Annotated in this window: 20 protein-coding genes; 8 read left to right on the top strand and 12 right to left on the bottom strand. The window is 49.0% G+C overall.

Features of this window, described 5'->3' with window-relative positions; genetic code table 11:
• Positions 1 to 14: 14 nt before the first annotated feature.
• From U0358_RS02380 to yacG, 7 genes are read left to right on the top strand one after another with little or no spacing between them, the layout of a single operon-like run.
• Positions 15 to 512, top strand: coding sequence for a pilin (locus U0358_RS02380; RefSeq protein WP_322406889.1), 498 nt, complete (start codon positions 15 to 17; stop codon positions 510 to 512).
• Positions 512 to 1,825, top strand: a complete 1,314-nt coding sequence (locus U0358_RS02375; RefSeq protein ID WP_322406888.1) for a GspE/PulE family protein — start codon at positions 512 to 514, stop codon at positions 1,823 to 1,825. Before U0358_RS02380 ends, U0358_RS02375 begins: the two co-directional genes overlap by 1 nt.
• Complete coding sequence (locus tag U0358_RS02370; protein ID WP_317497874.1) at positions 1,812 to 2,990, top strand: type II secretion system F family protein; 1,179 nt, start codon at positions 1,812 to 1,814, stop codon at positions 2,988 to 2,990. Before U0358_RS02375 ends, U0358_RS02370 begins: the two co-directional genes overlap by 14 nt.
• Before the next feature lie 15 nt (positions 2,991 to 3,005).
• Positions 3,006 to 3,866 carry a prepilin peptidase gene (locus U0358_RS02365; protein WP_322406887.1) on the top strand — a complete coding sequence of 287 codons (861 nt, stop codon included), beginning with the start codon at positions 3,006 to 3,008 and terminating at the stop codon, positions 3,864 to 3,866.
• Positions 3,867 to 3,868: 2 nt separating this feature from the next.
• Positions 3,869 to 4,477, top strand: coding sequence for a dephospho-CoA kinase (gene coaE / locus U0358_RS02360; protein WP_322406886.1), 609 nt, complete (start codon positions 3,869 to 3,871; stop codon positions 4,475 to 4,477).
• A 40-nt stretch (positions 4,478 to 4,517) separates the two neighbouring features.
• Positions 4,518 to 5,282: a cell division protein ZapD gene (gene zapD / locus U0358_RS02355; RefSeq protein WP_317497871.1), complete on the top strand. Its 765-nt coding sequence runs from the start codon at positions 4,518 to 4,520 to the stop codon at positions 5,280 to 5,282.
• Positions 5,279 to 5,473, top strand: a complete 195-nt coding sequence (gene yacG, locus U0358_RS02350; protein ID WP_317497870.1) for a DNA gyrase inhibitor YacG — start codon at positions 5,279 to 5,281, stop codon at positions 5,471 to 5,473. The genes zapD and yacG overlap by 4 nt, the downstream gene beginning before the upstream one ends.
• A 35-nt stretch (positions 5,474 to 5,508) precedes the next feature.
• Here the strand turns inward: yacG and mutT are convergent, their stop codons facing one another.
• From mutT to U0358_RS02335, 3 genes are all read right to left on the bottom strand, one after another.
• Complete coding sequence (gene mutT / locus U0358_RS02345; protein ID WP_317497869.1) at positions 5,509 to 5,925, bottom strand: 8-oxo-dGTP diphosphatase MutT; 417 nt, start codon at positions 5,923 to 5,925, stop codon at positions 5,509 to 5,511.
• A 6-nt stretch (positions 5,926 to 5,931) separates the two neighbouring features.
• Positions 5,932 to 8,649 carry a preprotein translocase subunit SecA gene (gene secA, locus U0358_RS02340; protein ID WP_322406885.1) on the bottom strand — a complete coding sequence of 906 codons (2,718 nt, stop codon included), beginning with the start codon at positions 8,647 to 8,649 and terminating at the stop codon, positions 5,932 to 5,934.
• 83 nt (positions 8,650 to 8,732) lie between these two features.
• Positions 8,733 to 9,665, bottom strand: coding sequence for a peptidoglycan DD-metalloendopeptidase family protein (locus U0358_RS02335; protein WP_322406884.1), 933 nt, complete (start codon positions 9,663 to 9,665; stop codon positions 8,733 to 8,735).
• 34 nt (positions 9,666 to 9,699) lie between these two features.
• On the opposite strand from U0358_RS02335, the gene U0358_RS02330 reads away from it, so the two are divergent.
• The gene (locus U0358_RS02330; RefSeq protein ID WP_322406883.1) at positions 9,700 to 10,158 is read left to right on the top strand and encodes a DUF721 domain-containing protein; all 459 of its coding nucleotides are present in this window, start codon (positions 9,700 to 9,702) and stop codon (positions 10,156 to 10,158) included.
• Here the strand turns inward: U0358_RS02330 and lpxC are convergent.
• The 9 genes from lpxC to murD all read right to left on the bottom strand — a co-directional run bounded on the left by lpxC (position 10,155) and on the right by murD (position 20,499).
• A complete protein-coding gene (lpxC, locus tag U0358_RS02325) occupies positions 10,155 to 11,075 on the bottom strand; it encodes a UDP-3-O-acyl-N-acetylglucosamine deacetylase (RefSeq protein ID WP_322406882.1) in 921 nt (306 codons plus the stop codon). The two genes, U0358_RS02330 and lpxC, sit on opposite strands and share 4 nt — an antisense overlap.
• 123 nt (positions 11,076 to 11,198) lie before the next feature.
• Positions 11,199 to 12,398: a cell division protein FtsZ gene (gene ftsZ / locus U0358_RS02320; protein ID WP_317497865.1), complete on the bottom strand. Its 1,200-nt coding sequence runs from the start codon at positions 12,396 to 12,398 to the stop codon at positions 11,199 to 11,201.
• A gap of 39 nt (positions 12,399 to 12,437) precedes the next feature.
• A complete protein-coding gene (gene ftsA, locus U0358_RS02315; protein ID WP_317497864.1) occupies positions 12,438 to 13,670 on the bottom strand; it encodes a cell division protein FtsA in 1,233 nt (410 codons plus the stop codon).
• 6 nt (positions 13,671 to 13,676) lie between these two features.
• Positions 13,677 to 14,423 carry a cell division protein FtsQ/DivIB gene (locus U0358_RS02310; protein ID WP_322406881.1) on the bottom strand — a complete coding sequence of 249 codons (747 nt, stop codon included), beginning with the start codon at positions 14,421 to 14,423 and terminating at the stop codon, positions 13,677 to 13,679.
• Positions 14,424 to 14,425: 2 nt separating this feature from the next.
• Entirely contained in the window at positions 14,426 to 15,355 is a 930-nt protein-coding gene (locus U0358_RS02305) for a D-alanine--D-alanine ligase (protein ID WP_322406880.1), read from the bottom strand.
• The gene (gene murC, locus U0358_RS02300; protein ID WP_317498021.1) at positions 15,345 to 16,817 is read right to left on the bottom strand and encodes a UDP-N-acetylmuramate--L-alanine ligase; all 1,473 of its coding nucleotides are present in this window, start codon (positions 16,815 to 16,817) and stop codon (positions 15,345 to 15,347) included. Before murC ends, U0358_RS02305 begins: the two co-directional genes overlap by 11 nt.
• Complete coding sequence (gene murG / locus U0358_RS02295; protein ID WP_317497861.1) at positions 16,810 to 17,898, bottom strand: undecaprenyldiphospho-muramoylpentapeptide beta-N-acetylglucosaminyltransferase; 1,089 nt, start codon at positions 17,896 to 17,898, stop codon at positions 16,810 to 16,812. Before murG ends, murC begins: the two co-directional genes overlap by 8 nt.
• Positions 17,895 to 19,124, bottom strand: a complete 1,230-nt coding sequence (gene ftsW, locus U0358_RS02290) for a putative lipid II flippase FtsW (RefSeq protein ID WP_317497860.1) — start codon at positions 19,122 to 19,124, stop codon at positions 17,895 to 17,897. Before ftsW ends, murG begins: the two co-directional genes overlap by 4 nt.
• Complete coding sequence (gene murD, locus U0358_RS02285; RefSeq protein WP_322406879.1) at positions 19,108 to 20,499, bottom strand: UDP-N-acetylmuramoyl-L-alanine--D-glutamate ligase; 1,392 nt, start codon at positions 20,497 to 20,499, stop codon at positions 19,108 to 19,110. Before murD ends, ftsW begins: the two co-directional genes overlap by 17 nt.
• Positions 20,500 to 20,504 lie beyond the last annotated feature (5 nt).

Genomic DNA, 20,504 nt, shown 5'->3' with positions numbered 1-20,504 from the left:
CAGGGAGCTGAATTATGCAGGAAGTACATTTTCACCGTTTGCCCGTTCGTCGTTTATCCGTTCTTCGTTTTCCAGGTAAGGGTTTTAGTCTTATTGAGATGATGGTCGTGGTGGCAATCATTGCCATCCTCTCGGCCATTGCCGTTCCGTCGTACACCTATTACACCCAGCAGGCCAAAGTCAGTAAAGCCTTAGCCCATGCTCAGCCGTTACAGTTGGGTATCGCTTTATGCTGGCAAATTGAGGGGCAGTTAAACCAATGCAATCAGGCCGGAAATAAAGGCATTCCCGGCTTACCGTCACCTCTACCCGATGAGCTCAGTGATCTCAGTCTGACCGAATCAGCCGCGGTGCGCTTAACTCTTAACTCGGTGAGTATTAACAATCAGCCACTGCAAATTGAACTGACACCCAACGCCACGAATACGCATTTAGACTGGAGCGTTTCCTGTTCCGATTACAGCGAAATGCGCTCAGTGGTGCAAAACTGTGAACAGCAGGTAAGCTACTAATGACTGATTTCGCCTGTTGTTCACTCACCCACCTGCCCGGGCAGATGAGTTCGTCGGAGAATGAGCACGACCCTTTTCTGCAGCAACATGGTTTGCTGCTGTTTGCTCAGGGGAAAACATGGCTCATTTTATTACAACAACCCGGATTTGCACCGGTCGACGAGGTATTGCTCAGCTTTTACAGTGATAAAAAAGTATTGCTGATTCGTGGCAAAGGCAAGCGACCCGGTATTCAACTGCCAAAGGACTCGGCTATCGAGTACGTTAATCAACTGCTGCTCTATTGCTCAGAGAGAGGGTTATCTGACCTGCATCTGCAACCTCTGAATCAAGGTGTTGTTGTCAGAGGCCGCGAAGCCGGACAGCTGCGCCGTTTAGATTTTATTCCGCGAGAGTTCGCACAGCAGATTTATTCGCGCATTAAAGTGCAGGCCAACCTTGACTTAACCGAGCAACGTCAGCCTCAGGACGGACGCTTGTCGGTGCAATCCGGTGATAATATGCAACTGGAATTCAGATTAAACTGCTGTCCGGTTATCGGTGGAGAAAAACTGGTGCTGCGGTGCTTACAGCCCACACGCAACATTCCCCCCTTACAGCAAACTGGGCTGCTGGAACAACAGTATCGTTGGTTTGCCCGCTGTTTAGAACAGAAGCAAGGCTTAATTCTGGTGACCGGCCCAACCGGTAGTGGCAAAACCTCCACGTTGTACAGCGCAATGAGTCAGCTGGATACTGAGCGCAGCAACGTTTGCAGTGTTGAAGATCCGGTAGAGGTCCCGCTACCGGGCTGCAGTCAGGTGATGGTCAATGCGCGCCAGGGGCTGACCTTCGCATCAATTCTCCGCGCCCTCCTCCGGCAAGACCCCGATGTCATCCTTATTGGTGAAATCCGCGATGCAGAGACAGCTAAAATTGCAGTTCAGGCAGCGCAAACGGGGCATTTAGTTCTGAGTTCACTGCACACCAACAGCTGCCTGGATACGTTAAAGCGTTTGCACTCCCTGGGCGTTAACCCGCTGGATATTCGCAGCTCATTAAAGCTTATCGTCAGCCAACGCTTACTGCCGGTAGCCGAAAGCTACAACAGAACCGAGAAAAAGCGGCAGGCAGTGTTTGAGATTGTGCCCTGGTTAGATACAGCAGAAAGGCTAATTGAGACATTAACCAGCTCACGAGCCTCCATTGACGATTTGCGTCATTATCTTAGCCAGTTCAACCTTCCCGACTTTTCGCAAGCGCTACAGCATTATATCGATAGCGGCTTAATCAGCCCTGCAGAAAAGGAGCGACTCAGTTATGAAAACGCTTAATTACTGCTGGCAGTGGCAGGCTGATAAGGCGTCCGGGCTGGTTCATGCAGACTCACTTTTGCAGGCTAAACAGTTGCTATCGCAACATCATATCCGTTGTACAAAAATAAAACGCTTATCTAAGCGCCAGAGAAAACTGAATAAACCTAAATTATCGCTCTGGTACACCTTGCTGCAACAAACCGCCAGTTTACTGGAGAGCGGACTGCCACTTTCAGAAGCTCTGAGGCACAGTATTTGCGAAACTAAGTCCAGAAGCCTGCGCTGGTTAATTGAAGATTGTATTCGCAATATTGAGCACGGCTTCTCGTTCAGTCGCAATTTGGACTATTACGAAAACTGGCTTCCCAAAGCTGACATTGACGCCATAGCCTGGGCCGAACAAAACGGACAGCTTGCCGATGCGTTACAGCAGTTACAAGAACTGGAAAAACGCCAGCATCAACTGAGAAAGCAATTAACCAAAGCACTGCGTTATCCCGTCATTGTATTAATAGTGGCTGCTGGTGTTTGCTTCATGATGATGGGCTGGGTTTTGCCAGCCTTTGCTGAACTCTTTGGTGAAGGCGAACTCCCATGGCTAACCGCTGTTTTATTGAATTCATCAGCACTTTTGAAAGAGCAGGCAGTTGTCATTTTCAGTGCGATATTCGTTGCGGCAGTTACTCTTTTTGCCGTTAAAAGCAAAGCTCCCCTGTTCTTTCAACGAACACTAGCGCAATTACCCGTTATTGGGCAATTACTTCAGGATATTAGACTGCAACAACTGTTTCACCGGCTCGCGGTAGCTTTGCGGGCTGGTATTGAAACCCGGCAAGCTATTCTCAGCACCGAGTCATCTTTGAGCTGGTTACCCCATAAGGCAGCTTTGCGTCACATTCATAAACAGCTAGAGTCCGGTAATGGTTGGGTCGACAGCTTCCGCTCCAGTACGCTGAACGAACCCCGCACTCTCAGTTTTCTTAAAGTTGGCGAGCAAAATGGTAAAATCGATAACGCCTTCGCCGCACTTGCCAATTTCAAGCGACAACGTTTTGAGGAAAACTGTGAGCGCCTGGTTGCGCTGGCAGAGCCCTTGCTGATGGTCGTTTTAGGCGGCATTATAGGTACTCTTTTGATCGCTATGTATTTACCGCTGTTTTCTATGGGGCAGCAGTTTCAATAACTAAGGAATAGAAGTATGGAATACTTGCTTGCTGCCGAGTCATTACCAACGCTGGTGGTCGCGCTGGCGCTGGGCGCCGTTATCGGTAGCTTCCTGAACGTAGTGATCACCCGACTGCCAATACAACTGGAACGCCAGTGGCAACATGAATGTGCCGAAATGAACGGTACGCCGGTTACCGAGCAGGACCGCTTTTCCATCGCGTTTCCGGGGTCACATTGCCCTGAGTGCAAGACCTCTATTGCCTGGTACGATAATATTCCGCTGTTGAGCTATCTGGTTTTGCACGCTCGCTGCCGCCATTGCCAAACCCCCATTCCGGTTACCTACTGGCTGGTTGAAATTATCAGTTGCGCGGCTTTCGGTCTGATAGGCTGGCATTTCGGGTTCACTCTACCGGCGCTGGTGTATGCTACGGTCTGTTCGTTATTGATTTGCCTGTTCGTTATCGACTGGCGTCATCAGTTACTGCCCGATCAGCTCACTTATCCTTTACTCTGGGTCGCTTTGCTCTGGTCTATCTCTGACTTAAGTGACATAACTCCGGCCTCCGCAATTATTGGTGCCGCAGCGGGTTATCTTAGTCTTTGGAGCGTGTTCTGGGCCTATAAGCTCATCACTGGCAAAGAAGGTATGGGCTATGGCGACTTTAAGCTGCTGGCGGCTATTACCGCATTTACCGGCGCGACTCTGTTGCCAGTCACTATTCTTGCCAGCTCGGTTTGCGGAGCCGTAATAGGTCTGATTATGTTGCGCCGGCACAGCCGCTCACAACCTATCCCCTTTGGGCCTTTTCTAATCGGCGGAGGCCTGCTGAGTTACTTTTATGGTATGGAGCTGTTGTTCAGTTACTGGCATTGGTTAGGAGGCGTTTAAAAATGACCTACGTAGTGGGTGTAACCGGAGGAATTGGTAGCGGAAAGTCGGCAGCCACAGCTGAGTTTGAAAGGCTGGGTGTAACCGTGGTCGATGCCGATATTGTCTCCCGTCAGGTGGTGATGCCGGGCAGTCCATGCCTGCAAGCTATTGCAGAGCACTTTGGTCGCGATCTGCTAACGGATAAAGGGGAGCTTGACCGCAAAGCTCTACGCCAAAAAATATTCTCTGCCCCCGCAGAAAAAGACTGGTTGAACAGCTTATTGCACCCAGCCATACGAGAGGAAATTCTGGTTCAACTGGAGCAGGCTAGCTCGCCCTATGTAATTTTATCAGCGCCGCTACTACTGGAAAATAATTTAGATAAGTACTGCCAGCGGGTATTAGTGGTAGATATTCCGGAAGAATTGCAACTGCAAAGAACCGTTCAGCGCGACGAGAGTCCAAAAGAGGAAATTGAGGCAATAATGAAAGCTCAACTGAGCCGTGAAACACGACGTCGTAAGGCGGACGATATTCTGAATAACGAGGGCAGTATCGATGACTTACGTCAGCAAGTTAACCAACTGCATCAGCGCTATCTTGCGGCAACCATTGCACAGGAAAAGTAATCCGCTATCATAGCAACAGAGTTCAACAATCGGCAATCGCATGACATCTACTGATAACGACAACATTCTCTATGAATATCCGCTTCAGGAGCGTATGCGAACTTATTTGCGTTTAGAACATGGCTTCGAACAGTTAAAAGCAAGCCGAACCTGTTTTGATGAACAGGCTGAGCCCTTTTTTAATGCCCTGTTTGCTGTCACCGAACTACTTGAGCGCTGTGACATTCGTACCGAACTGACGAAAGATTTAGAGCTCGACAAACAGCGTTTACAGAAATGGGAAGAACACCCCGACGTTGACCGCGACGCATTGCGAAGAACCATTAATGAAATTGAGCATTGCCTCAGCACGCTGCAGGATATTCCAAAGTACTTACGCCAGCTCAAAGACGATGCGCTGCTGGCAAGTATACGCCAACGGTTCAGCCAACCTGGCATGAGCGGCTTATTTGAATTACCGCAGTTACATTTATGGTTAAGTCAGTCTGCTGAAGAGAAGCAGCAACAATGCGAAAGCTGGAGTCAGACACTGGCTTTTGTCGAACTGGCTATTACTTTAAAACTCACCTTATTACGCGAGCAATCCGTTTTTGCGCCAATACAATTGCAAAATGGTTTCCTGCAGGAAAGTTCAGAGCAGTTACTTGCCATGCTGCGAATTAGAGTCCCCCGCTCGGCGAAGATTTATCCTGTCATCAGTGGGCATCGGCAACGATTTACGGTACGATTCATGCCCTTACCGGGGGAGAACAAAGAAACATCCCTGCACGATATTGAATTTGAACTCGCAAGGTGTAGTCCATGAGCATTAGTGTTAACTGCCCAACCTGCCAGACTCAGGTGGAATGGTCAGAAAAATCCCCTGCCAGACCTTTTTGCAGTGAGCGATGCAAGCTTATTGATTTAGGTGAATGGGCAAACGAAGAAAAAAGCATTCCGGGCGAACCCGTTGTCATAGCTAACGACGACTATAACGGTGACGAGCAGGACTATTAGTTCAGGTAATCGCTATTAGAATATGAGTTGCTGTATTAATAAGCGTTTAATGACTGCATAATGCATTCGACAATGGGCTGATTAGCTTCCGGAAACTGGAATGCATCCAGCTGGTTTTTATCAACCCAACACCAGTCCTGACCTTCTAACTGACGCGCTTCACCGCCGTAAGAAAGCACCCACCAGACATCGAGTAAAACTCGCTTGTCTTTGTACTGATGCTCTATGACGGTTAACGGTGCCATATCGGTCACATCAATACCGCACTCTTCTTTTAGTTCGCGCTGCAACGCTTGTTGGACATTCTCGCCAGCTTCGACTTTACCGCCGGGGAACTCCCACTTATCACCCTGATGTTGTTCAGGGTGACGTTGGGCGATAAAAATTTCGCCCTGCTCATTTTCAATCACGCCGACTGCCACGTGGACAGCAGGCGATTTTTGGGTTTCCATAAAAACCTATAGTTTACCGTGACAATGTTTGTATTTTTTACCTGAGCCACAAGGGCATGGTTCGTTACGGCCCACTTTTGCGCCTTTACGAACCGGTTGTCCCTGAGCACTATCAGAGCTTTTCTGAGGCTCTTCAGCTGCCGGGCCACTTTGCTCATGACGGAACTCACGTGGCGCGCTATCGGCAGCCTTACGTTGCTCGTCCACTGCATCGACATCTTCCTGAGCACGTACTTTAACCTTGCTCAGAATAGTCACAACGTCGAGCTTCAGGGCTTCCAACATCTCGGTAAAGAGCGCAAAGGCCTCTTTTTTGTATTCTTGTTTCGGGTTCTTCTGAGCATAACCACGCAGGTGAATCCCCTGACGCAGATGGTCCATTGCCGCTAAATGTTCTTTCCAGTGTTGGTCAAGGCTCTGCAACATAATGGATTTTTCAAAGCGCCGCAGAACTTCCGGTCCTACCACCTCTTCTTTCTCCTGGTAAGCTTTAACCAGCTGCTCCAGTACTCGCTCGCGCAACACTTCCTCGTGGAAATGCTCTTCTTCGTCCAGCCATTGCTGCAATGGCAGCTCTAAATGGAAATCACCACGCAGACGCTCTTCTAAACCTTTCAAGTCCCAGAGCTCAGCCAGAGACTGAGGCGGAACGTACTCACTGATCACAGAATTGATAACGTCTTCACGTATCGCAACGATGGTTTCAGAGATATCACCTTCATCCAGCAATTCATTACGCTGGTCATAGACAACACTACGCTGATCGTTGGCTACGTCGTCGTACTCAAGCAGTTGTTTACGTACGTCGAAGTTACGTCCTTCCACCTTGCGTTGCGCGTTTTCAATAGCTCGCGTTACCCAGGGGTGTTCAATGGCTTCGCCTTCCTTCATCCCCAGACGCTTCATCATGGTTCCAATACGGTCTGAAGCGAAAATCCGCATAAGTGGATCTTCCAGCGAGAGATAGAAACGCGATGAACCCGGGTCACCCTGACGACCAGAACGACCGCGTAACTGATTGTCGATACGACGCGACTCATGGCGTTCGGTACCAATAATGTGCAAGCCGCCAGCTTCAATCACCGCGTCGTGAAGTTTTTGCCAGTCTTGCTTTATTTTTTCAATTTTTTCGTTAGATGGCTCTTCCAGCTTTTCAACTTCTGCCATCCAGCTTCCGCCCAGAACAATATCGGTACCACGACCGGCCATGTTGGTCGCAATGGTCACTGTTCCCGGACGGCCTGCCTGAGCGATAATGTCGGCTTCGTGTTCGTGGAATTTAGCGTTCAATACCGCATGAGGAATTTTCTTTTTCTTCAACAGCTGTGACAAAAGCTCAGAGTTTTCAATAGAAACCGTACCCACCAACACCGGGCGCTTTTGCTTACGACACTCTTCAATGTCCTCAGCTATAGCTTCGTATTTTTCCAGTGTCGTCAGATAAATCAGGTCGGCCCTGTCATCACGAACCATTGGTTTATTGGTTGGCAGTACAATGGTTTCCAGACCATAAATAGACTGGAACTCAAAAGCTTCAGTATCGGCTGTACCGGTCATACCCGCAAGCTTGTTGTATAGACGGAAATAATTCTGGAAGGTAATAGAGGCCAGAGTCTGATTTTCGTTCTGAATTGGTACGCCTTCTTTGGCTTCTACCGCCTGGTGCAGACCTTCAGACCAACGACGGCCTTCCATTGTCCGTCCGGTGTGTTCATCAACAATGACAACCTTTTCGTCTTTGATGATGTAATCCACATCTTTTTGAAACAGATGGTGAGCTCGTAAAGCAGCATTGATATGGTGCAATAAACTGATGTTGCCGGCAGAGTAAAGCGAATCATCCGCTTCCAACATGCCTTTCTCTTTCAGTAGCTCTTCAATGTGTTCCTGACCATGTTCGGTAAGATGCAGCTGCTTGGCTTTTTCATCAATAGTAAAATCGCCGTCACCTTGTTCTTCTTCAGTGTCTTCTTTTTCCTGACGAACTAAGTGTGGAACCAGCTCGTTCATTTTACGGTACATTTCTGAACTGTCTTCAGCCGGACCGGAAATAATCAGCGGCGTACGGGCTTCATCAATCAGAATTGAGTCGACTTCATCGACCAAAGCGTAGTTTAATTCGCGCTGGACTCTGTCCTGTGGTGCAAAGGCCATATTGTCGCGCAGGTAATCAAAACCAAACTCGTTATTGGTGCCGTACGTAATATCGGCCTGATAAGCCGCTTTTTTATCTTCAGGCGCCATACCCGGAATGTTGAACGCAACGCTCAACCCAAGAAAGTCGAATAGTGGCTGGTTGAATTCAGCGTCTCGCTTGGCAAGATAATCGTTCACTGTAATAATGTGAACGCCTTTACCCGGTAGGGCATTCAAATAAGCGGGCAAAGTCGCTGTCAGCGTTTTACCTTCACCCGTTTTCATTTCTGCAATACGGTTATCGTTCAATACCATACCGCCAATCAGCTGTACGTCGAAGTGACGCATACCGAAAACCCGCTTGCTGGCTTCACGAACCGTAGCAAAGGCTTCGGGTAAAATTTTCTCTATTTGCTCACCGCCGTTCAGGCGCTTACGAAATTCCGTGGTTTTCTCTTTTAGCTCGGCATCACTTAACGCTTCGAACTCGGGTTCCAGCAAATTAATTCGCTCAACGTCTTTCTTCATAGTTTTGAGAATGCGATCGTTGCGACTACCAAATACTTTTCGAAACAGACTGCCTAGCATGAGATTGATTTATCCTGTGTTACTTTCCTGAACAACAAAAGCGGTACTTAAAGCACCGCCTACGTTCTAATTAAATTACCGAGTTATTTTGAGTCAGCTTTACGATACACAAACTGATTAGGGTCAATTTGACGGCCGTTGCGCAAAACTTCGTAATGAACATGCGGTCCGGTCGACCGACCACTGCTGCCCATTTTCGCAATTTGCTGGCCGCGGGTAACAACATCCCCTACTGAAACTGTTAATTCGTCGTTGTGACCATAACGGGTTTTTAAGCCACCACCGTGGTCAATTTCGACTAAAGTACCGTAACCGTATCTGTCGCCGGCCCAGGTAACAACACCGGCTCCGGTAGCAATAACCTTAACGTCTTCGTTATAACTGGCAAAATCTAACCCTTTATGCATAGCGGGCGTGCCATTGAAAGGATCTTTACGAACACCATACTGCGAAGACAACCAACCGTCTGAGATTGGGCGACCTGCAATATATGCATCATTATTAAGTTGGTGATTCATCATCACAGATTCAAGTAGCGATAGCTGTTTTTGTTTGTCAGAGATCTGCGACAACATATCTTCAATTTCAGTAAGGACATCGGTACCAGAACTGTGAGGAAGTTCAGCAACTTCTAGTTCTGGTCCACCAATAGGAAGTTCCTGATTAAAGTTAAACTCACCGTTGTCCAGATTAGCAACGCCGGCTAAACGCTCACCCAAGGCGTCCAGACGACGCATTTGAGCCCTTAATTCACCCAGGTAAACCGTCATGGCACCCAAGCGCTTTTGAGTGTCTTCTTTTAACCCTTTTAGTGCCTGCTCTTGTAAAACAAGCTTTTTCTGCTCTTCCGTAATTTTGTTCTGTGCCACCGCAGGATCAATCCCCTGATACTGCCATGGCTGCCAGGTAGCAAGGCCAATAAAGGCTGCAATGCCGACAAAGGAAAAAAATCGACGTCGACTTAACCGAATACGAAAACGTATTTTGGAGCCTCGATAAAAGACTGATAAACTCATCTGAACTCTCTTAATATTTGCCTACTACGCAATTATGTCACGACACCCGAAAACACCATCAGAATGGCTTCGTTCAGGTCAAAAAACCTTGTCGTCAACATTACGACATTATGCACAGTTTGCCGCCCAACTTTCGCATTGGCAACAATTGTTTCAGCAATCCGTTGATAAAAACACCAGTCAACACTGCCAATTACTGAATATCCGCGATGGTCAAATGATCATTCAGGTGGATAACGGTAGCTGGGCAACCAGGCTAAAACTTCAGCAAGCAGCCATTATAACGCATTTTCGCAATAATGCGACGGTCCCGGTACAGAGCCTTTCAATTAAGGTGTCTCCGTCAATGAACAGTTTTGAGAAAAATATTAAAAATCAGAAAGATTCGAGCAGCGCAGAGCGGCTACTGACAATGGCTGAGGGATGTGATGAGCCGTTGAAGTCGGAATTAAAAGCGTTGGCGGCAAAATTTACCGCCAACGATAAAGGTTAAGCTGTTGTTGTTGCTGGTGACCAAAAAGCGATAGGTGCCGTAGCCTGCTCTTCGTCAAAGGTCACAAATTCCCATGCTGACTGTTGCGCTAATAATGCCTGTAATAACTGATTATTCAGCGCATGCCCTGACTTGTAAGCACGCAAGTGACCTAAAATACTGTGGCCTCCCATGTACAAGTCACCAATAGCATCCAACATTTTGTGTTTTACGAATTCATCGTCGTAACGCAAGCCGTCACTATTCAGAATACGGAATTCATCCAGCACAACGGCGTTATCGAAACTACCGCCTAAAGCCAGGTTATTTTCCCGTAAGTACTCAATGTCTTTCATAAAACCAAAGGTACGGGCGCGACTAATTTCCTTGATAAAAGCATTAGCACTAAAGTCAATACTGACGGTTTGCCCTGTGTCTGCGATAGCCGGGTGTTCAAAGTCGATAGCAAAGTCGATACGGAAACCATCGTGGGGTAGCAGTTCCGCCCACTTATCACCGTCTTCGACACGTACCGGCTGTTTGATCCGGATGAACTTTTTCGCTGCTGCCTGTTCTTCAATGCCCGCGCTCTGTAGCAGGTAAACAAAAGGGTGCGAGCTGCCGTCCATAATTGGAATTTCATGCAAATCGACTTCGATAATCGCATTATCAATTCCAACGCCGGCCAGCGCAGCGAGCAAATGCTCGACGGTAGAAACGCGAACGTTTTCCTCATTGATAAGACAGGTACACAGCTGCGTATCACGCACCCAGTCGGCCCGTGCTGGAATATCCACCACAGGGTCAAGGTCCACACGACGGAATATCAAACCAGTATTGGCCGGCGCAGGGCGTAAAGTAAGGTTTACTTTATTGCCTTTGTGCAGCCCAACACCTGTGGTTGATATCGCTTGCTGTAATGTACGTTGCTTAATCATGGTACTTGCTCACCTACCTTTATATTCGGTTCGCCATGGCGAAAACCAAAGCGGCCGCATATTATACGACATTTGTCATGGTTCGATCAAATTTTACGCAGACTTATCAAGCATTACGTCAATTTAGTCGACCTGTTTTCGCAAAAAAGCCGGAATATCCAGGTAATCGAGTTCTTTATCCTGTTTAGCTTTGGCAGCGGGCTGACGTTTGGGTTCCGCTTTTGCTTCCGCTTGCAGCTCTTCCTGCTCCTCATAACGAGGTGCTGCCGCGCCGCGGTCTATATCATTACTCCGATAAGCCGGTTGCGGTTCACGCTTAGGCGCTGTCTGGTTCGTATTATTCACCAAAGAGATATCGGGCTTACGTTCAGCGCCAATACCTGTAGCGACAACCGTTACGCGCAGCTCATCAGACATTTCAGTATCGATAACCGTACCCACGATCACTGTTGCGTTATCGGAAGCAAAGGCTTTAACCGTATTACCAACGGTGTCCAGTTCTTCAATACTCATGTCCATGCCGGCGGTCACGTTAATCAGAACACCACGAGCACCAGACAAGTCGATGTCTTCCAGTAACGGGCTGTTGATGGCCATTTCTGCCGCTTCCTGCGCACGGTCTTCACCGCTGGCAACACCGGTACCCATCATTGCAGTACCCATTTCTTTCATAACCGCACGAACGTCAGCAAAGTCGACATTGATAAGACCCGGACGAGTAATCAGCTCTGCAATACCTTGAACCGCACCCAACAACACGTTGTTTGCTGCGCTAAAGGCATCCAGCAAGCTGGTTCCACGACCCATAACCTTAAGCAACTTCTCGTTTGGTATGGTAATTAACGAGTCGACACTCTGTGCCAGTGCGTTAATACCTTCGTCGGCTACGGCCATGCGCTTTTTCCCTTCAAACGGGAAAGGCTTTGTTACAACGGCAACCGTAAGAATACCCAGTTCTTTGGCAACCTCTGCAACAACAGGTGCTGCACCGGTTCCGGTCCCGCCGCCCATGCCAGCTGCAATAAACACCATATCGGCACCTTCTAGGTGGACTTTGATGTTCTCACGGTCCTCTTCTGCCGACTGACGACCCACTTCAGGATTAGCGCCAGCGCCAAGGCCTTTCGTGATGTCCTGCCCTAATTGAATGGTGACATCTGCCGTATGATTACGCAGAGCCTGCGCATCAGTATTGGCTGCAATAAACTGCACACCTTCAATTGATTCTTTTACCATGTGCTGGACAGCGTTTCCGCCGCCACCACCGACGCCAATCACCTTAATGACGGCTTCGCTTTCATAATTGTCCATCAGTTCGAACATAATAATTCTCCCTACCTGCTTTTAACGTGCTACCCCAAGTTAAAACTCACCTTTGAACCAACTCTGCACTTTTTGCCAGAGTCCGATCACGTCAGTTTTAGAGCTTTCTTTTTGTGACACAGCGGCATCTTCCTGCCCATACCGTAACAGTCCCACCGCTGTGGCATAAACCGGATCTTCGACGTAATCCCGCAGGCCTTTCATGGCCCGAGGAACGCCGATACGAACCGGCATTTGAAAAATTTCTTCGGCAAAATCGACGCAGCCTTCCATTTTTGCGCTACCGCCAGTAATCACCACCCCGGCAGCAATCTGTTCGTCTAAACCACTTTGCTGAATTTCGTCCCTGACCAGCTCAAGCAATTCCTGATAACGCGGCTCAACGACTTCGGCCAGCGTATGACGCGACATGACTCGCGACGGGCGCCCCCCCACCGAAGGTACCTCAATAGTGTCTTCCATGCTGACCATTTGTCGCAATGCACACGCATGCTTGGTCTTAATTTCTTCCGCGTGGTTGGTCGGCGTACGGAATATTTTCGCTATGTCACTGGTAACCTGATTACCCGCCGCCGGAATGACCGCGGTATGACGCAATACACCGCCCGCGTATAGGCAAATATCAATGGTACCGCCACCTAAATCGACCAGCGCCACGCCTAAATCTTTTTCGTCATCGGTTAATACTGAGATGCTGGACGCTAACGCTGAAAAAATCAGCTTATCCACCGACAGCCCGCAACGCTCAACCGCTTTTATAATGTTTTTCGCCATATCGTTTGCACAGGTAATAATGTGCACTTTGGACTCCATGCGAACACCCGACATGCCAATTGGGCTGCGAATGCTCTCCTGTGAGTCGATGACGTACTCTTGTGGCAAGACGTGTAAAATACGACGCTCTTTTGCAATAGGCACTGACTGTGCTGCGTGAATCACGCTGTCGACATCGTCCTGAGTCACTTCAGCGTCGTTAATCGGTACCATGCCACTTTCGTTCTGACAGGAAATATGGCGCCCGGAAATGTTCAGATACACCGAGGCCACACGACAGTCAGCCATAAGTTCAGCTTCATCAACAGCGCGCTGAACTGATTGAACAACCAGGTTAAGGTCATTCACACCGCCTTTGTCCATGCCACGCGAGGTCGCTGTACCAACACCGACAACGCTGATCTCATTATCAGGCAGCAACTCGCCAATAAGCGCTGTCACTTTGCTGGTGCCTATATCCAGACCTACAACCATATTGTGTTCCGATGTTTTTGACATAACCGTCTAACTCTCACTTTTTGCTTCACGCCAGGCCACTGCGGCCCCGGTGTCGTATCGTAAATCCACAGTATCGATTTCGTTGTTTTTACTTTTTTCGTGCTCAACGATGCTGGGAAACACATCGATAAACCGCTTAATTCTTTCTAGTGTGGCTTCCCGCCCCAATTTAATTTCAATTCCCTGTGCCAGAACGACGTTGACCGCAAAGCGTTCCGTTAATCTCAACGCTTTTATCTGAAAGCCATTAACTTCGAGCATTTGCTGCACCCGGTGAAACTCTTTCCAGGTCTCTTTAACCGCATTCTCCGGACCGAACAACTGTGGCAAACTGCTCTCTACCCTCGTTATATCAGCCCGAAAAACGTCCTGATGCTGATTGATAAGCCTATCGCCGTTCCACATGGCAACAGGTTTGTGCTCTGTCACATAAACCGATAGTTTATCCGGCCAAACCTTTCGAATAGAAACCTTTTGCACCCAGGGTAGCTGCTCTACCCGCCCTCTTAAATCATCCACATTTGCCGTGAAAAAGCTTCCTAACGGCTCCGCAGTCAGTGCCTGTCTTATCCCTTCACTTGCGGTGTAGTGCAAATCGCCTTGAACACTGAGTTCAGACAGCGGTACTTGTTGCTCGTCTGTCAGCACTTCGTTTAACTGATAGATACCAACCAGTGCCCCCGCAATAGTCAGGCATAACACCACCACACCTGACCAAAAGTTGACTGAGCGCAGGCGCTGTTCAGCGGCCATCGTTAGCGCTCCAGCGTTTGCGCTAAAATGCGCTCCACTAAGTCATTAAATTGTAAACCTGCAACTTTTGCTGCCATAGGAACCAGACTTTTCTCTGTCATTCCCGGTACCGTATTGGCCTCTAATAAGAACCACTCACCCGCGTTGTTGCGCATTACATCAATACGCCCCCAGCCGTTGCCTCCTATGGCTGCGAAAGCACGTTCAGCCAACGTTCGCAAACTTGCTTCGTCATCGTCATTTAGTCCTGCAGGACAATGATACTGGGTATCGTTTGCCTGATACTTGGCTTCAAAATCGTAAAACTCATGTGGCGTTTGCAGTCGAATAACCGGTAATGCCTTACCTTCTAATATGCCAATAGTATATTCCGCACCTTCAACCCACTGTTCGACTAAAAGGTCATCATCAAACTGTGCCGCATGCTGCAACGCTAAAGCCAGGCTTCGCCCGTTATCGGCAATGCTCATACCGATAGAAGAGCCTTCACGTGCTGGTTTTACAATCACCCGGCCACCGAGCTCCTGCAACATGGCTTCCACATTCACTTGCTCTATTTCAGCTTGCGTTACCACCCGCCAATTGGCGGTTGGCAGACCCAGTGAATGCCAAATTTGTTTACAGCGCACTTTATCCATACCCAGTGCACAGCCCAGAACATCACTGCCGGTGTATGGCATTTCCAGTATTTGCAATGCACCCTGCATGCTGCCATCTTCACCGCCGCGGCCATGCAAAGCGATAAACACGCGGTCAAACTTTTGCTCCACAAGCTCCTGCAAACTATGCGCTGCCGGGTCGAATGCGTGTGCATCGATGCCTTTTGCAACCAGGCCTTTTAATACCGCCATTCCGGATTTCAACGAAACATCGCGCTCAGCCGACGTACCGCCCAGCATGACAGCCACTTTACCAAAGGCATTAGCTTTCATGACTCAACACCTCAGTTGCAATTCGCTTGGCCAAGGCGCCAATATTTCCAGCGCCCTGAGTTAACAGCAAATCTCCCGGTGCCAAAACCGACTCAAGCACTTCGGGCATGTCATCCACGGTTGCCACATAAACAGGATCTATCTGTCCGCGCTGGCGTATGGAACGACATAATGAACGACTGTCAGCACCGCTTACCGGCGTCTCCCCGGCACTGTAAACTTCCAGCATCAGCAATACGTCAACCTGCGACAGCACGTTAACGAAATCTTCGTATAAGTCCCGTGTACGTGAGTAACGGTGCGGTTGAAATGCCATTACCAGACGGCGTTCCGGCCAGCCTTCCCGCGCGGCCTGAATCGTGGCAGCAACTTCTGAAGGGTGGTGACCATAATCATCCACCAGCATGACTTCGCCCGGCTCTTTGTTCGTGTCTTTATCTGAGATGACAAAGTTCCCGTAATGCTGAAAACGACGGCCGATACCTTCAAATTTATTCAATGCTGACTTAATGGCTTCGTCGTTAATTCCTTCATCTGTTGCTACAGCTACTGCGGCCAGAGCATTCAATACATTATGCTTGCCCGGCAGGTTCAGGCACACGTCCAGTGGTTTCAGCCCTTTACGTAAAATGGTAAAGCAGCTCTCACTGGCGGTCTGCTTATAATTTATTGCCCGTACATCAGCAGCTTCGCTGAAACCGTAAGTCATTGTCTGACGCCCGAGTCGCGGTATTAGATCGGCCACTACCGGGTCATCGACACACATAACCGCTAAACCGTAAAATGGCAGGTTATGCAAAAATTCAACGTAGGTGTCCAATAACTTATTGAAATCACCTTCGTAGGTGTCCATATGGTCCGCTTCGATATTCGTGACTATGGCAACCATTGGCTGCAAATGCAGAAACGATGCATCGCTTTCATCGGCTTCAGCAATGAGGTACTTACTGTTACCTAAGCGAGCATTCGAGCCGGCACTATTGAGCAAGCCGCCTATCACAAAAGTTGGATCGCGATCCGCTTCGGCAAAAATACTCGCAACCAATGACGTGGTTGTGGTTTTACCGTGCGTACCGGCTACCGCAATACCGTGACGGAAGCGCATAAGCTCGGCCAGCATCTCTGCACGACGCACCACAGGTACACGCAACTGGTGTGCTGCAACCAGCTCAGCGTTATCTGTCTTTATCGCACTGGATACCACGACCACACTGGCACCTTCGATGTTATTCGCCATATGCCCCAGAACCACTGTCGCTCCAAGGCAACGCAAACGATCGGTATTGGCGTTTTCGGCAATATCTGAACCCGAAATTTGATAGCCCTGGTTTAACAGAACTTCTGCAATACCGGCCATACCCGCACCACCGATACCAACGAAATGTATTCGCTGTACCCGGCGCATTTCCGGGACGTTCACAATAGTAAATGGCTGTGCGTTGGTTGCGGTCATGCTAGTCATCGCTCTTTTTATATTCCATACATTCATTCACCAGTCGTTGCGTTGCCTCTGGCATCGCACACTGGCGAGCGAAACGCGCCATTGTCCACAGTTGTTGTCTGTCATGCAATAAACGTTTTAACTGTCGTTTCAATGCGCCTTCCATTACTTCAGTTTGCGGCAATAAAACTGCCGCACCATGGCTTTCTAAAACCTTTGCATTAGCGGTTTGGTGATCATCCACAGCGTGTGGCAATGGCACCAGAATGGACGCGACACCCATTACCGCCAACTCCGATACGGTTAATGCGCCAGCGCGGCAAATAACCAAATCAGCACTTTTAAAAGCGTCGCCCATATCTTCAATAAATTCGGTAACTTTAAGCGTTTTAAGCACCGACGTACCCTGATAAGCCTTCTCAGTTGCCGCTCCGCGTTCAGCACCACACTGATGAACCACGTTCAGTTCGACACCTTCTAATGTTTTGACGGCTTCCGGCACCGCTTCGTTCAATACCTGCGCACCTAAACTTCCGCCGACCACCAATATATTCAAGACACCGTCTGCTTTTGAACTTTCTGTCTGTTCAGCCGCTTGTGCCAATAACCCCTTGCGCAGTGGATTGCCAACAACCGGATACTGCTGCCACTGCGGGAGGGCAACCGGCAGCCCCAACATAACTTTGTTTGCTCTGGGAGCTAACAACCGGGTGGTCATGCCCGGTATGGCATTTTGTTCGTGCACCACTAAGGGAATGCCCAGCAGTTTGGCGGCTAACCCCATTGGGGCGCAGACATAACCACCAAAGGTTGCCACTACCTGTGGCTGCAGCGTCTTCAGTAAACGCCGACACTGTAAAACCGCTTTCGCCAAAGTCAGTGGCATAAACAGCTTTCTCTTCAGCCCATGACCGCGAACCCCGGTCATGCTAATGCTGTGTAAAGGAAAGTTCGCGGCCGGAATTACCCGGCTTTCTAACCGACCTTCCTGCGTACCCAGCCAGTCAACTTGCCAGCCGTTGTCGCGCAGCTGCTCCGCCACCGCTAACGCCGGAAAAATATGACCGCCGGTGCCTGCTGCTGCTATTAAGACTTTATTCATTCGGCACCTCCGCGCGGTGCCACTTTGCGACCCAGCATTCGACGTTCATGGTCTATGCGTAACAGCAACCCAACGGCCAGAGCCGAGATTATCAGGCTGTTACCACCGTAGCTTACCAACGGCAACGTCAACCCTTTGGTTGGTAGTGCTCCGGACGCAACACCGATATTCACGAAAGCCTGGATACTAAACCAAATACCAATACCGTAGGCCAGATAACCACCGTAACGTTGTTCACGCATTAAGCAGCGGCGGCCAATAATTAAGGCTCGCCATACCAGCATTAATACGGTTGCAATAACCGCCAGCACGCCAAGGAAGCCCAGTTCCTCGGCAACAACCGCCATAATAAAGTCTGTATGCGCTTCCGGCAGATACTGTAATTTTTGAATGCTATTCCCCAAACCGACACCACTGAATTGGCCCTGACCAAAGGCAATAAGTGACTGCATTAACTGATAACCAGCACCGAACGGATCTTTCTCCGGTTCCAGAAAAGTGAGCAGTCGTTGCATTCGGTATGGCTCAACGATGATCAGTAAAATTAGTGCCAGCACGCAGGTAATGAATACCGCAAAAAACTGCCATAGCCTCGCGCCAGCTAAAAACAGCATGGCCACGGTGGTTGCCGACATGACAACCACCGTTCCGAAATCCGGTTGCATTAATAGAAGCACAGCGGCAATAAACAATAGCGCCAGAGGTTTGATAAAGCCTTTAGTCGCTTCTCTAACTTCGTCTTCCCGGCGGGACAAATAACTGGCCATGTAAATACAGAAGAAAAGTTTAGCAACCTCTGCCGCCTGAAAAGTAATTGGACCGATTTTGATCCAGCGCTGTGCACCGTTAACTTCATACCCCGCAACTAAAACCATTAGCAGCATAATCAACCCGAGCAATAACAGCTTACCGCTCTGTTGATTCCAGCTATTAGCCGGTACCCGTAAAGTTGCCAACATAACGGCTAAACTAATCAGGATATAAATGCCGTGACGAATGGCAAAATGGAACGGATTACCCGTTAAACGCTCTGCCGTAGGCAAGGACGCAGACGTGACCATAACGAAGCCAAAGGCCAGTAACGCCATTGCCAGGGTAAACAGCATACGGTCGTAAAGTGGCTGACTGGTTTTTGGTTGAAACCAGTTAATCAGCTTCTGCCAACGACTACCAACGTCAGAGGTCGGTATCTCAAGATTCAACTGTTCTTCACGCACTGTCGACATCAAGCGCCTCCACTGCATGACGGAAACTGTCGCCCCGATGTTCAAAATTTTGAAATTGGTCAAAGCTTGCACACGCAGGCGATAACAGCACCATGTCGCCGGTTTGCACTAAAGATGCAGCCAGCTCCACAGCCTGCTGTAAACTATTTACCTGCCGTGAACCGTTAAACAACTGACCAATGCGGGGGCCGTCCTCACCTATTGTTAGTAAAATATCAACCCGTTCCAAAGTCGATTGCAGTTCGCGGAAATCTGCACCTTTGCCGACGCCACCCGCTATTAGCAGTAAACGCCCGTTTATCGTTGGCCTCAGGCCCTCAACCGCTGCGGCGGTCGCACCAATATTTGTCGCTTTTGAATCATTAACCCAAAACACGCCGTTGTTGTTACTGACTAACTCACAGCGATGCGCCAGGCCTTTAAACTCTTTTACAGCGCTAACCGCGGCTTCAATATCAATATCTATTGCCTGACACAAAGCCAGGGCTGCCTGCACATTCACCAGGTTATGAATGCCCTGCAGTTGCAATTGATCTGCCCGCAGTACGACACTGCCACCGAAAGTCACGGCAACCGGTCCACTAACACGGTCGATATTTCCAGACAGCAAGCCAAAGTGTTTGGGGTGCGAGTCGTTACCGAAGGTCATTAACTTTCCGGTAACCGGATGTGGCCAGGTATCCTGCTGCTGACGATTCAGTATCCAGGTTTCGGCATGAGTAAAAATACGTTGTTTGGTTTTTACATATTCGTCCAGAGTGCAGTAGCGATCCATATGGTCAGCGCTGATATTGATAAGCGCTGCGGCTTTAAGCTTTAAGCTGGAAATTGACTCCAGCTGAAAACTGGAAAGTTCGAGTATCACAGCATCGGGCTGTTGATCCTCCAGCAGCAAATCGAGTACTGGTACCCCGATATTACCAGCGGCTGCCACTTTCTTGCCACAGTGTTCAGCAATGAACTCGACCATGCGAGTTACTGTGGATTTTCCATTAGAGCCGGTTACCGCCACTATCGGCAATGTTGATTCTTGTGCGAACAGCTCAACGTCACCAACAATTGGAATCTCTGCATCACGCGCCAGAACTATTGAGTCTTTACGTAAATCGATGCCCGGACTGGCAACGATTAAGTCGGCCGCCAGGGTGTCTTCTAATTCCCAATGCCGATTAAGCAGTTCGGTATCGCCCAATATTTGTTTCGCTTCTTCCAGACCCGGAGGGTTTTCACGCGAATCAAAAACCTGAATTTGAACCTCGGCGAACTTCTTATCCTGCTGCCGTTTATGTTGCAAATAGCGCAGCACAGACACCCCGGTCTTTCCAAGACCAAGGACAACAATGTGTTTTGTGTTCTGCCAGGCTATTTTAGTCATTATTT

This window comes from Idiomarina sp. PL1-037, from assembly GCF_034422975.1.
Taxonomy (GTDB): domain Bacteria; phylum Pseudomonadota; class Gammaproteobacteria; order Enterobacterales; family Alteromonadaceae; genus Idiomarina.
Note: the sequence above shows the minus strand (reverse complement) of the source record. Positions and strands in the feature narration are given on the sequence as shown.